Genomic DNA, 13,895 nt, shown 5'->3' with positions numbered 1-13,895 from the left:
GACAGTTGCCGCCGACAGCGGCCATCAGGTCGCGAAATCTGGGTGGCAGCGTTCAGCCTGGAGCTGCTCTCGCCGCGGTCGGGATCAGTGCCGAGCGGGCTCCTCAGCCGACCTTGCGTTGGCCATGCTGCACCGCATCGAGCGCCGCATGCGCAGCCACCTCGCCGATCACCAGCAAAGCCGGGCTCTTCAACCCCTCGCGCTCGATGCAGTCGGGCAGCTCGGCCAGCGTCGTCACCGCGTGGCGCTGCTGTGCCGTGTGCGCCGCGCTGACGATGGCGGCCGGCAGATCCGGGCGCAGACCGGCACCCAGCAACTTGGCCGTGATGTCGGCCGCGCGGGCCACACCCATATAGATGACCAGGGTCAGGCCCGTGCGGGCCAGGGCTGCCCAGTCGGGCTCGGCACGTCCTTCGCCAGGGTGGCCGGTGACGAGGACGACGCCGGGCGAGGCGCGACGGTCCGTCACCGGGATGCCGACGGCGGCGGGGCCGGCGATACCGCTGGTCAGGCCGCTGACCACTTCGACGTCGAGGCCGGCCTCGCGCAGCGCGTCGACCTCCTCACCGCCACGACCGAAGACGAAGGGGTCACCGCCCTTGAGGCGCACGACGCGGTGGCCGGCGCGGGCCTCGCGAATCATCAGCGCGTGGATGAAGTGCTGGTCGGTACTGATGCAGCCGCCGCGCTTGCCGACGCGCAGCAGTCGGCCCTTCACAAGGGCCAGCACGCGTGGGTCGATGAGGTCGTCGGCGAGGACGACATCGGCCGCCTCGATACGCTTCAAGGCGCGGACGGTCAGCAGTTCCGGGTCGCCAGGGCCGGCGCCGACAAGGGAGACGGTGTGGTTCATGCCGGAACTTCCTCAGGCGTTGTGTTGACGAGGCGGCGCAGCGCCGGCAGGCAGGAGCCGCACTGAGTGCCGCAGCGCTTTTCGCCCTGCAGCTGCGACAGGCGCTCGGCCGGGCTGCCGCTGCAGCGGGTCAGGGTCAGGCGGATGACGTCCTCGCGCACGTCAAAGCAGTTGCAGACCTGCGGGCTGGCGGCCACGGTGTTGGTGGGCGGCGTGCCGGGCGACAGCAGCCAGCGGCCAACCGTCGATGCCGCAGTGCGCTCGCGCCAGAGGTCGACCAGCCAGGCGCCTTCGTCGTGCTGGCCAACACGCAGCAGGGCCTGCAACGGCGCGGCCTGCAGATCGTCGCCGTCCAGGTTCAGCAGGCGCAGGCGGCCGCGCTGGGCATCGGCATAGCGCAGCACGGCGGGGCTGTTCAGGCCCAGCACGGCGGCGAGTTCATCGACCAGCTCGGGCGCGGGCGCTTCGGCGCAGGCGGCTTCGAAGGCCCAGCCCACTTGTTCGCCCTTCGCCGGTTCGGGCAGGCAATGCGCGTAGCCGAAGCGCGGCATCAACGCGCGTAGCTGCTCGCGCAGGCGAGGGCCGTCTGCGGGTGCGACCCAGGCGCAGGCGCTGAGGCGCCAGGGCAGGTCGGCCGGCTCGATGGCGACGGCACTGAACTTCAGCTCGGGCTGCTTGGAGTCGGGGCAGAAGGCGCCCTGCGTCACGGCGTTGACGCCGAGCTGGGCGCCGATGAACTCGTCGCCCCAGTGCATGGCGACGTCGGCGCCGGCCAGGGGCACGTTCTCATCGAGCTTGAGTTGCAGCACGACTTCGCCGCGGCGCGAGCGCACGTGCACGAGTTCGCCGTCGGCCAGCTTGCGGCGCGCGGCGTCGCTGGGGTGGATGCGCACCAGCGGTTTGCCTTCGTGGGCAAACAGGCGCGGCACGCTGCCGCTGCGGCTCATGCCGTGCCACTGGTCGCGCATGCGGCCGGTCGTCAGCGCGAAGGGGTGCTTGGGGCTGGCGGTTTCGGCAGTGGCTTGATACGGCTTGGTGATGAAGCGGGCGCGGCCGTCGGCGGTGGCGAAGCGGCCATCGGTGTAGAGCCGTGCCGTCGGGCCGGTGACGAAGGGCCACTGCTGCGGGCCTTCGGTGTCCAGCGTGACCCAGGACAGGCCGGTGATATCGAGGTCGCGGCCGCGCGTGGCTTCGCGGTGTTCCAGCCAGAGGTCTTCCGGCGTCGTGGCCGTCAGGCGAGGCTGTCGGCCCAGGCCGGCGTCGATCAGCGCGGCGATGTCGCTCACGATGCGCCAGTCGGCACGGGACTCGCCGGCCGCCGGCACGGCCGGGCGCACGCGGCTGATGCGGCGCTCGCTGTTGGTGACCGTGCCTTCCTTCTCTCCCCAGGTGGAGGCCGGCAACAGATAGTCGGCGTAGCGCGCCGTGGCCGTGTGGGCGAAGGCTTCCTGCAGGATGACCAGCTCGCAGCGCTCCAGTGCCTGGCGCACGGTGGCCTGGTCGGGCATTGACTGGGCGGGGTTGGTGCAGGCAATCCACAGCGCCTTGATCTCGCCGCGGGCTGCGGCCTCGAACATTTCCACGGCCGTGTGGCCGCGCTTGCCGGGCAGGTCAGGCACACCCCACAGCGAGGCGATCTCGGCCCAGTCCTCGGCCTTGCCCGGGTCGCGGTGGCCCGGCAGCAGCGTGGCCATGCCACCGCTCTCGCGGCCGCCCATGGCGTTGGGTTGGCCGGTCAGCGAGAAAGGGCCGGCGCCGGGCTTGCCGATCTGGCCGGTGGCCAGGTGCAGGTTGATCAGGGCCGTGTTCTTGGCGGTGCCGCTGCTGCTCTGATTGAGGCCCTGGCAGTAGAGGCTGAGCGAACTCGGTGAGGTGGCGAACCATTCAGCGGCTTGCCAGATGTCGGCCTCCTTGACGCCGCAGACCTGGGCCGCGCGGGAAGGCGCCCAGTCGCGCACCAGTTCCTTCAGCGCGTCGAAGCCTTCGGTGGATTGGGCGATGAAGTCACCCGCCGTCCAGCCCTGCCAGATGACGGCATGCAGCAGGCCGTGGCACAGCGCCACGTCGGTGCCGGGGCGGATCTGCAGGTGCAGGTCGGCGAGCTCGGCCGTCTCGGTGCGGCGCGGGTCGATGACGATCAGCTTGTGTGCGGGCTTGTTGGCGCGCGCTGCTTCGAGGCGGCGGAACAGGATGGGGTGGGCCCAGGCCGGGTTGGCGCCGCTGATCAGCACGCAGTCGGCCAGCTCGATGTCCTCGTAGCTGCAGGGCGGCGCATCGGCGCCCAGGGCCTGCTTGTAGCCGACCACGGCCGAACTCATGCACAGCCGCGAGTTGGAGTCGATGTGCGGCGTGCCAATGACGGCGCGGGCCAGCTTGTTGAAGGCGTGATAGTCCTCGGTCAGCAGCTGGCCGGAGATGTAGACGCCGATGGACTCCGGACCATGCTCGGCGCGGATGGCCAGCAGCTTGTCGGCAATCTCGCGGTTGGCCTGATCCCAGCTGATGATCGCGGGCTGGGCCCCACGCTCGGCGCGACGGGCGGGCTCGCGCAAGCGCTGGTGCTGGATGACGACCGGCGTGGCCGTCAGGTGCAGGTTGGTGCCCTTGGTGCACAGCCGGCCGAAGTTGGCCGGGTGGTCGGGGTCACCGCGCACGCCGATGATTTGGGTGTCGTCATGCTCGATCACAACACCACAGCCGACGCCGCAGTAAGGGCACGTGGATTTGGTTTCGCGCATGGTCATACCCGCCCTCGGCTGTGGAGCCCCTCGCTTGGCGAGGGGATGAGAGGGGAGTGCGCCATGTCACTGCAATGCGGATCGCGCTTCCGCGCGTATCCGCAGCCGACGCCACAGTAGGGGCAGGTGGACTTTGTCTCGCTCATGTTCTTCTAGCCAGGCAGGTCTTCGCCGCTCAAGCCACCGCAATCGAAATCTTCGGGCCTGCGACAGGGGCAGGAAGGTCCAAGGCCAGCGTGGCCAGTTCCGTCTGCAGCAGGAAGACTTCACCGCCCTCCAGCTTCACGCGGAAGCTCGGCGTGCAGCCCTCATCGGGTTCGCGGGCCGTGCCGTCGTTCAGGCCGATCGTCCAGTTGTGCAGCGGGCAGGCCACGCTCTTGCCGAAGACGATGCCCTGGCTCAAGGGGCCGCCCTTGTGGGGGCAGCGGTCCAGCAGCGCGAAGACCTCGTCGTCGGCGTTGCGGAACAGCGCCACGTCGATGCCGGCGGTGCGCTGCACACGGCGCGAGCCCAGCACGGGGATGTCCTGCAGGGCGCAGATGCGGGTCCAGTCGTCCATAGCGTCTACCTCAGTTGTCCAATCCGAACCTGACGGGCCGAGCGACGGGCCGCTCCCTAGCCGGCCCGCGCTGGCGATGTGCTTGCCGGTCGATCCGGCAAGCATCGCCGTCCCCGCGGGGGCTGAGGCCGGACACAAGGCGCCCAGTGGGCGGCTTGTGCCTGCCGAAGGGCTGCGGCGCGAGCCGCAGCGCGGTCTGCAAGACCGACTGGACTCGCTCGCGTTCAGCGACGCGAGGCTGGGCGAGGGGCAGATTCATGCCAGTTGGCGGGCAAACTGCCCCGTCACGGTTTCCATCACGGCGAGCAGGTTCTCGCTCGCCACGAAGACGTTGCTGGCCGTTTCCGGCCCCTGGCTCTCGCCGGCCAGTGCCGACTGCAAGAAGACCCATTGGTTGCGTGCAAGATCCAGGTTGTCGCGGATGGCGGGCGTTCCTTCAGGGGCCGAAGCCAGCACGCGCATGGCGGTCTCGAACTCGGCGCGGGCCTTGACCGTTTCCTTGCTCACGACGTCGGATCGAGCGCCCTGCTGGCCGGCCATGAAGAACAGGGCCAGTCGCTGCGACAGCATGCGCTGCCGGCCCGACATGTTGACCAGCATCGCGGTCGCCGTGGTGGAGCGCTGCTGCAGTTGGCCGGTGGCGACGTGGGCCAGGCTGAGCATTTCGCCGGATGTTTGCAGCAGTTCGTCGACGCGCTCGCGGCTGGGCTTGCTCTGCAGCAAGGCGCGGTAGTCGCCAAAGCGGTGCTGCATGGCCTTGTAGCTGCCGGCGATCTCGGGCGTGGGCGCAAAGGCGAGCAGTTCGCTCAACTGGCGCTCGAAGCGGGCCTCGCTGGCCTCCAGCACCTGGCGCGCACGCGGCGCCAGCTCGGGGCGCAGCTGGCCCAGCCAGGCCTTGCCCATGCGCTGGCTGAGCATGCGCTGGGCGCCGGCCTTGTCGATGGCTTCGCCGAGCTGGCTGATGCGGCTCTGAGCCAGGGCGGGCCCGGAGGCCAGGCTCGCGAGAAGAATGACGCGGCGGTTCAGCATCAGACGGCCACCTTGTCGAACTGGCGCAGGTCCACGTGGGCCTTGTCGAAGTCGAACCACGGGTCGGGCTCACCGTCCAGGCTGAACTGCAGCTGCGCCCACAACGCCTTGCGGTTGTCGGCGTCCTCGAGGATCTTCTTCTTCACATGATCCAGGCCGACCCGGGCGACGTAATGCACCGTGCGCTCCAGGTACCAGCCCTCCAGCCGGTAGAGTTGCAGGAAGGCGCCGCTGTACTCCAGCACCTCCTCCGGCGTCTTCAGCTTGCAGAAGAACTCGGCCACCTCGGTCTTGATGCCGCCGTTGCCGGCAACGTAGATCTCCCAGCCCGAGTCGACGCCGATGACGCCGACGTCCTTGATGCCGGCCTCCGCGCAGTTGCGCGGGCAGCCCGACACGGCGATCTTGACCTTGTGCGGCGCGTACATGCGCCACAGCGCCCGCTCCAGGTCCTTGCCCATCTGCGTCGAGTCCTGCGTGCCGAAGCGGCACCATTCGCTGCCCACGCAGGTCTTCACCGTGCGCAGCGCCTTGGCATAGGCATGGCCGGAGGGCATGCCGATGTCCTTCCAGACGTTGACGAGGTCTTCCTTCTTCACGCCCAGCAGGTCGATGCGCTGGCCGCCGGTGACCTTGACGGTGGGGATCTGATACTTGTCCACCGCGTCGGCAATGCGGCGCAGCTCCGAGCTCGTCGTCTCGCCGCCCCACATGCGCGGGATGACCGAGTAGCGGCCGTCCTTCTGGATGTTGGCGTGCGAACGCTCGTTGATGTAGCGGCTCTGCGGGTCGTCGATGGCCTCCTTGGGCCAGGTCGAGATCAGGTAGTAGTTGACGGCCGGGCGGCAGGTGGCGCAGCCATTGGGCGTCTTCCAGTCCAGCGCGCGGAACACCTCGGCCGAGGTCAGCAGATGCGCCAGGCGAATCGTGTCGCGGGCGTCCTGGTGGCTGGCGTCGGTGCAGGCGCAGATGGCCTTTTTCTTCGGCGTGGCCGAGTAGTCGCCGCCGGCGGTGAACATGATGAGCTGTTCGACCAGCCCGGTGCAGCTGCCGCAGCTCGCGCTCGCCTTGGTGTGCTTGCGCACCTCGTCCAGCGTGAACAGGCCCTTGTCGCGGATGGCCTTGCAGATGGTGCCCTTGGCGACGCCGTTGCAGCCACAGACCTCGTCCGTGTCGGCCATCGCGGCCGCGCGGCTGACGCCCTGGTGGCCGACGTCGCCGATGTTGGCCCCCGCCTCGCCGAACATCAGCTTGTCGCGGATGTCACCGATCTTGCGGCCCTCGCGCAGCAGCTTGAAGTACCAGCCGCCGTCCACCGTGTCGCCATACAGGCAGGCGCCGACGAGCTGGTCGTTCTGGATGACGAGCTTCTTGTAGACGCCGGCGAAGGGGTCGCTCATGACGATCTCTTCGGTGCCCGCGCCGCCGGTGAAGTTGCCGGCACTGAAGAGGTCGATGCCGGTGACCTTGAGCTTGGTGCTGACCGAGGAGCCGAGGTAGCGGCCGATGCCGAACTGGGCCAGGTGGGTGGCGCAGACTTTGCCCTGCTCGAACAGTGGCGCGACCAGGCCATAGGCAATGCCGCGGTGGGCGGCGCATTCGCCCACCGAGTAGACGCGGGGGTCGGTCACCGTCTGCATCGTGTCGGTGACGACGATGCCGCGGCTGCAATGCAAGCCTGCTTTCTCGGCCAACGCGGTGTTGGGGCGAATGCCGGCGGCCATGACGACGAGGTCGGCCGGTACGTCGATGACCTGACCGTCCTTGCCCTTGAGCTTGATGGCCTGGACCCGGCCCGAGGGGCCGGCCACCAGTTCCTGCGTCTGCGCGCCCAGCATGAAGGTCAGGCCGCGGTCGACCAGCGACTTGCGCAGCAGGTCGCCGGCGACGCCGTCGAGCTGGCGCTCCATCAGCGTGTCGACCAGGTGCACGACCGTGACCTGCATGCCGCGCAGCATCAGCCCGTTGGCGGCTTCCAGGCCGAGCAGGCCACCGCCGATGACGACGGCGTGCTTGTATTTCGTCGCCGCGTCGATCATGGCGTTGGTGTCGGCAATATCGCGGTAGGCGATGACGCCATCCAGATCCTTGCCAGGCACCGGCAGCACGAAGGGATTCGAGCCGGTGGCGATCAGCAGGCGGTCGTATTCCGCCGTCGTGCCGTCGGCCGCGATGACGCGGCGGCGCACGCGATCGATCTCGGTGACCGTCTTGCCCAGGTGCAGCGTGATGCCGTTCTCCTCATACCAGGAGAGCGGGTTCAGGATGATCTCTTCGATCGTCTGCTCGCCGGCCAGCACAGGGCTGAGCAGGATGCGGTTGTAGTTGGGGTGCGGCTCGGCACCGAATACGGTGATGTCGTAGAGATCCGGCGTGATCTTCAGCAGCTCCTCCAGCGTGCGCACGCCGGCCATGCCGTTGCCCACCATCACGAGCTTCATCTTCTTCATGCCGGACTCCATACAACAAAGCTGGTCTGCCCTTTGCTTTGCAAGGCATGTGCCAGCGATGAAGCTGGCCTTCAGACCTGCCGCAGCGTGAGAAATCAACCTCAAACGCCCAGCGACGCCCCACGCCGAAGCGTTTGCTAGCCCGGTGCGGGTGCACTCATCCCTGAAACTGCACCAAGATGAAGCCCCTCGTCCAAGGCCTTGCCTTGGCCGGTCCCCCGAGGGGACGGCGATGCTTGCCGGCTCGACCGGCAAGCACATCGCCAGACGGGCCGGCTTGGGAGCGGCCCGGCGCTCGGCCCGCAATACCAACCGCTCACTGACAACGACTCACGCGCATGCGCTTCGAACTCGATACCGGCCTGTCCAGCCTGCAGGGCAAGCGTCCTCGCAACGAGGACTTCGCCGGCGTGCAGGCGCCGGCTGCGCACGAGGCCGAGCGCGGCTGGGTCGCCGCCCTGGCTGATGGCGTCAGCGGTGGTGAGCATTCCAACGGCGATGGCCTGATGGCTGCCCAGACTTCGGTCATGAGCCTGCTGCGCGACTTCCACGGCGTGCCCGCCGACTGGGACACCAGCGTGGCGCTGGACCGCCTGCTCGGGCACCAGAACGCATGGCTCGCCTCGCACAACCGCCGCCCCGGGCCGGACGGTCAGCCGCGCGAGGCGCTGACGACGCTGACGGCCATCGCACTGCGCGGCCGCCGCTACGCGTTGGCCCATGTGGGTGACAGCCGCGCCTGGCTGCTGCGCGACGGCCAATGCCTGCTGCTGACCCAGGACCACCGCATGGAGCGCCGCGACTTCGCCGGCCTCACGCGCGCCCTGGGCCTGGACGATGCGCTGCGCCTGGACCACAGCGCCGGCGAGCTCAAGGTGGGGGACCGCCTGTTGCTGACCAGCGATGGCGTGCACGGCTCCCTGCGCAGCCGCCAGATCGCCGACCTGTTGCGCACCACGCCAGGCGCGCAGGCGGCGGCCGATGCGCTGACCGCTGCGGCACTGGCGGCTGGCAGCCACGACAACGCGACCGCCCTCGTCCTCGACGTCAAGGACCTGGCCGACCCGGGCCTGAACGACCTCGCGGCATTGGGCCGAACCTTGCCCAGCCCCGGGCCGCTCGGTGTCGGCGCGACGCTGGACGGCTACCAGGTCACCGCCGTCGTCGCCGACAACGGCGTGCACCGCCTTTTGCAGGCGCGCGAGCTTGCCACCGGGCGCCTCGTGGCCCTGAAGATGCTGCGCCCCGGCCGCGCCGACGATCCTGAAGAGCGCGCCATGCTGGCCCACGAGATCTGGCTGGGCCTGCGCCTGGCCGAGGCACCCCGGCACCGTCGGCGTGGGGGTGAGAGCGGTTTTGTGCGCGTTCATGCGCCGGCCGATGGCGCCACCCACTTCTACGCCGTGTTCGACTGGCATGGCGGCCACACGCTGGAGCAACTGCTCGCCAAAGGCCCGCTGGATACGGTCCAGGCTCTGGGCCTGGCCAGCGCCGTCGCGCGCTCATTGAGCCTGCTGCATGCCGCCGGCGTCGTGCACCGCGACATCAAGCCGGCCAATCTGCATCTGGGTGAAGATGGCCAGTGGCGCGTGCTGGACCTGGGCGTCGCCCTGAGCCCACGCGCGCCCGCGGCCTCGCACGAGCTGCATGCCGGCACGCCCAGCTATATCAACCCCGAGCAATGGCAGGATCCGCCTACCCCGGCCGACGCGGGTTCTGACTTGTTTGCGCTGGGCGTGACCCTCTACCAGGCGCTGACGGGCCGCCTGCCCTATGGCGAGATCGAACCCTATCAACTGGCGCGCTACCGCCGCGAGCCGGCCAGCGTCAGCCGGCTGCAGCCCAGCGTGCCCATGCCGCTGGACCGTCTCGTCATGCGCGCCGTCGCTCGCGAGGCCAAGGCGCGTTTCGAGACGGCCGACGAGTTGCTGCTGGCGCTCGAACGGCTGGCCGCCCGCGACCAGCCCGCCTCCGCGCGCCCGCCCAAGGCCGCGCGCGAGGCGGTGAGCGTCTGGCAGGTCGGCCTGGGCCTGTCCGTGCTGCTCAACCTGCTGCTGATTGCCTGGCTGGCCTTCCTGCCGCGCTAGGGCCTGTTAACGCTACGGCAACGGGTCGCGTTGTGGCCAGAAAAGCCGCGAGCAAGGCGAAAAGCGGAGCCGGGTTGGACACCCGGCGAGCATTTGCAACGCCGCGCGCGGCTTTTCCGGCCACAACCCGAAGGGAAGGCCCGCCGTCAGGGGCCACTCGGCGTTGCGCCACTGGCCCGCACGCGAGTGCGGGCGGCGTGCCGCGCCTTGATTGGCCCCTGGCGGCGGGCCTTCGCGACCCCTTGCCGTAGCGTTACCAGGCCCTATTCAGAGCCCAAGGCGGTCGCGGTTGATGCCCTTGACCTCGACATCAAACGTGCAGGAGCCGCTGGCCTGGTCGGTCGTGAACTCGACAGTGCCTGCCGCATGGCCGACCGTGTCTTTCATCTCGAAGCGCGTGAAGTGGAATTTGCCAGCCGTCACGCGCTGGCTCTTGCCTTGCACGCGGATGACCGAGCGCCACAGCGACTCCATGGACAGCGTGTAGTCGCCTGGGCCCGTGATGTCGACGGTCTTCAGCTCGACGTTGCTGGTCGGGGCTTCGCCGCCGTCCAGCGTCATCAGCCGAAAGCGCGACAGCCTGCCCGTCGCGCCCGCCTTGCCGCTGGGCGAGTAGTTGAAGTCGGCGTAGCTGTCGGAGACGCGGATGTCGGCGCCGGCAATCTTGCAGCTGGTGGCGGCCTGGGCGCCGGCGGCCAGACCGACGAGGGTGAGGGCGATGAGGGTCTTCATGCGCCCAGTGTGCCGAGCGTTGCGCGTCGGGCTGTCCCTCGCGCGAGGGGCAGCCGCGACTCAGATGCGTTGGTAATGCACCGGATCGGCGTCCTGGCCGGCCGTGGCGGCTTGGCGTGCGCGGCCACCTTTCTCGGCCCAGGTGCGCGTCCAGCGGATCTGCATGACACGCATGACGCCCAGCATCAAAACAGCCAACACCGCGAAGACGACAAAACCCCACATATAAGTGCCCGCATGCTGCTTGGACATGCCCATCAGATTGGGCACCAGGCCGCCGCCCAGGGCGCCGATCTCGCCGATCATCGAGCCGGCCACGGCCGTGGCCGCGGGCCAGCGCAGCGGCACCAACTGGAAGAGGGCGCCATTGCCCGCGCCCAGGGCCGCGAAGCAGACGATGAGCAGCAGCGTCGTCAGCACGAGGGACCCGCTGCTCATGCCGATCAGGGCCAGCGTGATCGCGACGACGACCAGCACGAAGGTCAGCATGTTGACGCCGCCCCAGCGGTCCGACAGCCAGCCGCCCACCACGCGCACCGCCGCGCCCATGAAGGCCGCCAGCATGGTCAGCTGGCCGGCCTGCACCTTGGAGACGCCGAACTGGTCGTAGTAGTAGGTGGGCAGGAAGGTGGTGAGGCCGATGAAGCCGCCGAAGGTCACGCCGTAGATCAGGCTGAAGGCCCAGCCATCCTTCTCGAACAGGCAGGCGACGTGCTCGCGCAGCGAGGCATGCGCGTCGACATCGGGCGGCTCCTTGGCGAAGACGATCATGACCAGCATTGGCACCAGGATGGCGGCCGCCGCGAAGGCATAGACCGTCTGCCAGCCATAGGCCTGGGCCAGCGGCGGCGCGACGAGCACCGACACCGCCGTGCCGACATTGCCCGCGCCCACCAGGCCCATGGCCAGGCCCTTGTACTGCGGCGGGAACCAGCCCGAGCCCAGGCTCAGCGCCACGCCGAAGCTGGCGCCGGCAATGCCCAGCAGCACGCCCATGGCCAGCAGGTCGTCATAGCTCTTCACCATGAAGAAGCCATACAGCATGGCCACGGCGATCATGCCCATCTCGACCAGCGTCGCGTTCTTGCGGCCGATGTATTGCGACAGCAGACCGAGCGGGAAGCGCATCAGCGCGCCGGCCATGATCGGGATCGACAGCATCAGCCCCTTCTGGGCCGGTGTCAGGTGATAGGTCTCGCTGATGAAGGGCGCCAGCGCGCCATTGAGCACCCAGATGCAGCAGGAGAACGCGAAGTAAAGGAAGGCGGCGAACAGCGTGGGGCTGTGGCCGGCTCGTTTGAAGTTCTGGAATGCGGACATCTTGGGCTCTATCGTGCTGGCTGCACGCGCCCACGCCAACCCACCGGTCGCGTGCCAGGGCGGCAAGGACGTGCAGCGGGAGGGTTTCCGCACCATTGCGGGAACCACGGCCGATACTTGCAAGCCTCATGCCCACCCGCCGGCAACGTCGCTGGCCTGTTTCTTGCGCCGTTTTGGGGCGTGAAGCCTGAAGCCATGCCTGATACCGCCGCTCCTACCTCGCTGCCCCTGCTGCCCTCGCTGATCTGCAGCCCTGAACCGCCGCCCCAGGTGGCCGCTTTGCAGGCCCTGGGCTGGTCTGTGTGCACCGTTTCGGAGCTTGCGCCGCCCGCCGACGGTCCGGCCGTCGGGCTGCTCTGGTGCCCGGACCGCACCGCCTTGGCGCAGCTTCTGCACTCGGAGCGGGCTTTCGGCTTGCCCGTGGTGCTGCTGTCGCCGCCGCCTCAGGGGCCCGAGCGGCAGGCTGCGCTGGCCCGCGGTGCCGTGCAATGGCTGCCGGCCGATGTGGATGCCAGCGTGCTGGGCGAGGCCTTGCTGTGGGCGCGTGATCTGACTGCCCAGCAGCAGGCCCGCGAGCTCGCCGCCCAGGCCAAGCTGGACGAGCGCAAGTGGACAGAACGTGCCAAGGGCCTGTTGATGCAGGCCCGCGGCATCGACGAGGCGGCCGCCTTCGCGCTGTTGCGCAATACCGCGATGCAGACCCAGTCCAAGTTGCCCGAGGTGGCGCGTGGTGTCGTGCACACGAGCGAGCTGGCCGAAGCGCTGGAGCGCGCCGGCGCCCAGCGCATGCTGAGCCAGCGCCTCGTCAAGCTGCAGGCCCTGCGCCAGTGGCCGCGCCTCACGCCGCCCGAGCGCCGCGAGGCCCAGGCCCTGCTGGACGCGTCGGCCGAACGCGTGGCGGCCAATCTCGCCCGGCTGGCCGAGCTGCTGCGCCACGATCTGGCCGAGGAGTTGTCTGCCGTATCGGCCGCCTGGGCTCAGCTGGACGCCGCGCTGGCCAACCGCCAGCCCGACCTCGGCCGCAGCGACCGGGCAGCCCAGCGCCTGCTGGAAAGCAGCGAGACGCTGGTCGCCCGCCTGTCCGAACGCGCCGGCCAGCGCCCGGTCGGCCTGTTGGCTCAGGTCACGCGGCTGCGCTTGCTGAGCCAGCGCCTGGCCAAGGAAGGCCTGCTCGCCCAGGTCATGCCTGGCCACGACGCCAGCGGCCTCGCCGCGGGGCTTGATGAATTCATCAAGGCCTATGACAGCGTGCGCGCCGCGCCACTCGCAGGCCCGACCCTGCAGCCGGCCTTCAAGGACGTGGACGAGGCCTGGCTGCTGCTGCTGCGTGGCCTGCGCGTCGAGCAGGGCGACGCGGTGCAGCGCATGCACCAAGGCAGCGAGAGACTGCTGCAGGCGCTGGAGGCGTTGATTCAGGCGTTGCAGGGGTCGTTGCAGTTGATCTTGGGATGAGGTGGTTCTTGGGGAGCTTTTGCGAAGAGCGCTATTGCTCGGTGCATTGCCGGGACATTGCCGGGAGTCCGTCCCGGCGGCCGGGTAACTTTCTTCTGCGGCGCCAGAAGAAAGTCACCAAAGAAGAGGCGCTGAACCGCACACGAGCACCACACCGCCAAGTGTGGCGCGCGAAAACTCTCACTTCCGATTTGGGCAGACGCGACCCGCTGCGCTCTCGCTGCTGTCCCTGTGACGAGCGCCACGCATCGCCACTTCACGCCGCTTAACGCCGGCTGCACGCCGGGCTTATCAATGAAGGCGGCGTCGCTCGGGCGACGTGTCGGGCAGGTGAGCGCGGCAAGTCGCGTCGCCCGAGCGACGCTGCATCGGTCTTCCTGGTGAGAACGGCGTGCAGCCGGCGTTAAGCGGGCAGGTGGTGCGATGGATGGTGAAGGTGATAGGGACAGCAGCGAGAGCGCAGCGGGTCGCTTCGTCCCGCAAAGCCGGAGGACGTTTTCGCGCGCCGCTGAGGGCGGTGACGCGATGGCGTGCGGTTCAGGGCCTCTTCTTTGGTGACTTTCTTCTGGCCCCGTGTATAGACCGGGGACATAGGTAACGGGTGTGCCAGGACATGGGTAACGCTTTCGGGGTTTAGAAGCCCCGGAAGAAGCCCATGGTCTGGACGGAGAAGAG

The 13,895-nt window shown here is 68.9% G+C and carries 9 protein-coding genes and 1 pseudogene; 2 read left to right on the top strand and 8 right to left on the bottom strand.

Annotation, left to right across the window (positions count from 1 at the left end; translation table 11 throughout):
- Positions 1 to 103 precede the first annotated feature (103 nt).
- The 6 genes and pseudogenes from cobA to nirB all read right to left on the bottom strand — a co-directional run bounded on the left by cobA (position 104) and on the right by nirB (position 7,629).
- Positions 104 to 853 (bottom strand): uroporphyrinogen-III C-methyltransferase, encoded by a 750-nt coding sequence (cobA, locus tag ASC91_RS26380; RefSeq protein ID WP_056204574.1) that lies wholly within the window; start codon positions 851 to 853, stop codon positions 104 to 106.
- A complete protein-coding gene (locus tag ASC91_RS26375) occupies positions 850 to 3,591 on the bottom strand; it encodes a nitrate reductase (protein ID WP_056205252.1) in 2,742 nt (913 codons plus the stop codon). The genes cobA and ASC91_RS26375 overlap by 4 nt, the downstream gene beginning before the upstream one ends.
- 30 nt (positions 3,592 to 3,621) lie before the next feature.
- Positions 3,622 to 3,737 (bottom strand): annotated as a pseudogene (locus tag ASC91_RS30985) (hypothetical protein); the annotation flags it as partial.
- A 29-nt stretch (positions 3,738 to 3,766) separates the two neighbouring features.
- The gene (gene nirD / locus ASC91_RS26370) at positions 3,767 to 4,150 is read right to left on the bottom strand and encodes a nitrite reductase small subunit NirD (protein ID WP_056204572.1); all 384 of its coding nucleotides are present in this window, start codon (positions 4,148 to 4,150) and stop codon (positions 3,767 to 3,769) included.
- A 255-nt stretch (positions 4,151 to 4,405) separates the two neighbouring features.
- Positions 4,406 to 5,179 (bottom strand): type IV pili methyl-accepting chemotaxis transducer N-terminal domain-containing protein, encoded by a 774-nt coding sequence (locus ASC91_RS26360; protein ID WP_056204567.1) that lies wholly within the window; start codon positions 5,177 to 5,179, stop codon positions 4,406 to 4,408.
- Positions 5,179 to 7,629, bottom strand: a complete 2,451-nt coding sequence (nirB, locus tag ASC91_RS26355; RefSeq protein WP_056205249.1) for a nitrite reductase large subunit NirB — start codon at positions 7,627 to 7,629, stop codon at positions 5,179 to 5,181. Before nirB ends, ASC91_RS26360 begins: the two co-directional genes overlap by 1 nt.
- Positions 7,630 to 7,967: 338 nt before the next feature.
- On the opposite strand from nirB, the gene ASC91_RS26350 reads away from it, so the two are divergent.
- A complete protein-coding gene (locus ASC91_RS26350) occupies positions 7,968 to 9,716 on the top strand; it encodes a bifunctional protein-serine/threonine kinase/phosphatase (RefSeq protein WP_056204564.1) in 1,749 nt (582 codons plus the stop codon).
- A 267-nt stretch (positions 9,717 to 9,983) separates the two neighbouring features.
- Here the strand turns inward: ASC91_RS26350 and ASC91_RS26345 are convergent, their stop codons facing one another.
- Positions 9,984 to 10,448: a hypothetical protein gene (locus tag ASC91_RS26345; protein ID WP_056204561.1), complete on the bottom strand. Its 465-nt coding sequence runs from the start codon at positions 10,446 to 10,448 to the stop codon at positions 9,984 to 9,986.
- A gap of 60 nt (positions 10,449 to 10,508) precedes the next feature.
- Positions 10,509 to 11,768 (bottom strand): nitrate/nitrite transporter, encoded by a 1,260-nt coding sequence (locus ASC91_RS26340; RefSeq protein WP_056204558.1) that lies wholly within the window; start codon positions 11,766 to 11,768, stop codon positions 10,509 to 10,511.
- A gap of 195 nt (positions 11,769 to 11,963) precedes the next feature.
- On the opposite strand from ASC91_RS26340, the gene ASC91_RS26335 reads away from it, so the two are divergent.
- Positions 11,964 to 13,220 carry an ANTAR domain-containing response regulator gene (locus tag ASC91_RS26335; protein WP_056204553.1) on the top strand — a complete coding sequence of 419 codons (1,257 nt, stop codon included), beginning with the start codon at positions 11,964 to 11,966 and terminating at the stop codon, positions 13,218 to 13,220.
- Positions 13,221 to 13,895 lie beyond the last annotated feature (675 nt).

Origin of the sequence: Pelomonas sp. Root1237 (genome assembly GCF_001425055.1) — a bacterium.
In the GTDB taxonomy this organism is placed as follows: domain Bacteria; phylum Pseudomonadota; class Gammaproteobacteria; order Burkholderiales; family Burkholderiaceae_C; genus Pelomonas.
Note: the sequence above shows the minus strand (reverse complement) of the source record. Positions and strands in the feature narration are given on the sequence as shown.

What these genes read in the sequence shown, in the direction of transcription:
- cobA (WP_056204574.1), bottom strand. Translation starts at nt 853, where the DNA reads ATGAACCACACCGTCTCCCTTGTCGGCGCCGGCCCTGGCGACCCGGAA.
- ASC91_RS26375 (WP_056205252.1), bottom strand. Translation starts at nt 3,591, where the DNA reads ATGCGCGAAACCAAATCCACGTGCCCTTACTGCGGCGTCGGCTGTGGT.
- nirD (WP_056204572.1), bottom strand. Translation starts at nt 4,150, where the DNA reads ATGGACGACTGGACCCGCATCTGCGCCCTGCAGGACATCCCCGTGCTG.
- ASC91_RS26360 (WP_056204567.1), bottom strand. Translation starts at nt 5,179, where the DNA reads ATGCTGAACCGCCGCGTCATTCTTCTCGCGAGCCTGGCCTCCGGGCCC.
- nirB (WP_056205249.1), bottom strand. Translation starts at nt 7,629, where the DNA reads ATGAAGAAGATGAAGCTCGTGATGGTGGGCAACGGCATGGCCGGCGTG.
- ASC91_RS26350 (WP_056204564.1), top strand. Translation starts at nt 7,968, where the DNA reads ATGCGCTTCGAACTCGATACCGGCCTGTCCAGCCTGCAGGGCAAGCGT.
- ASC91_RS26345 (WP_056204561.1), bottom strand. Translation starts at nt 10,448, where the DNA reads ATGAAGACCCTCATCGCCCTCACCCTCGTCGGTCTGGCCGCCGGCGCC.
- ASC91_RS26340 (WP_056204558.1), bottom strand. Translation starts at nt 11,768, where the DNA reads ATGTCCGCATTCCAGAACTTCAAACGAGCCGGCCACAGCCCCACGCTG.
- ASC91_RS26335 (WP_056204553.1), top strand. Translation starts at nt 11,964, where the DNA reads ATGCCTGATACCGCCGCTCCTACCTCGCTGCCCCTGCTGCCCTCGCTG.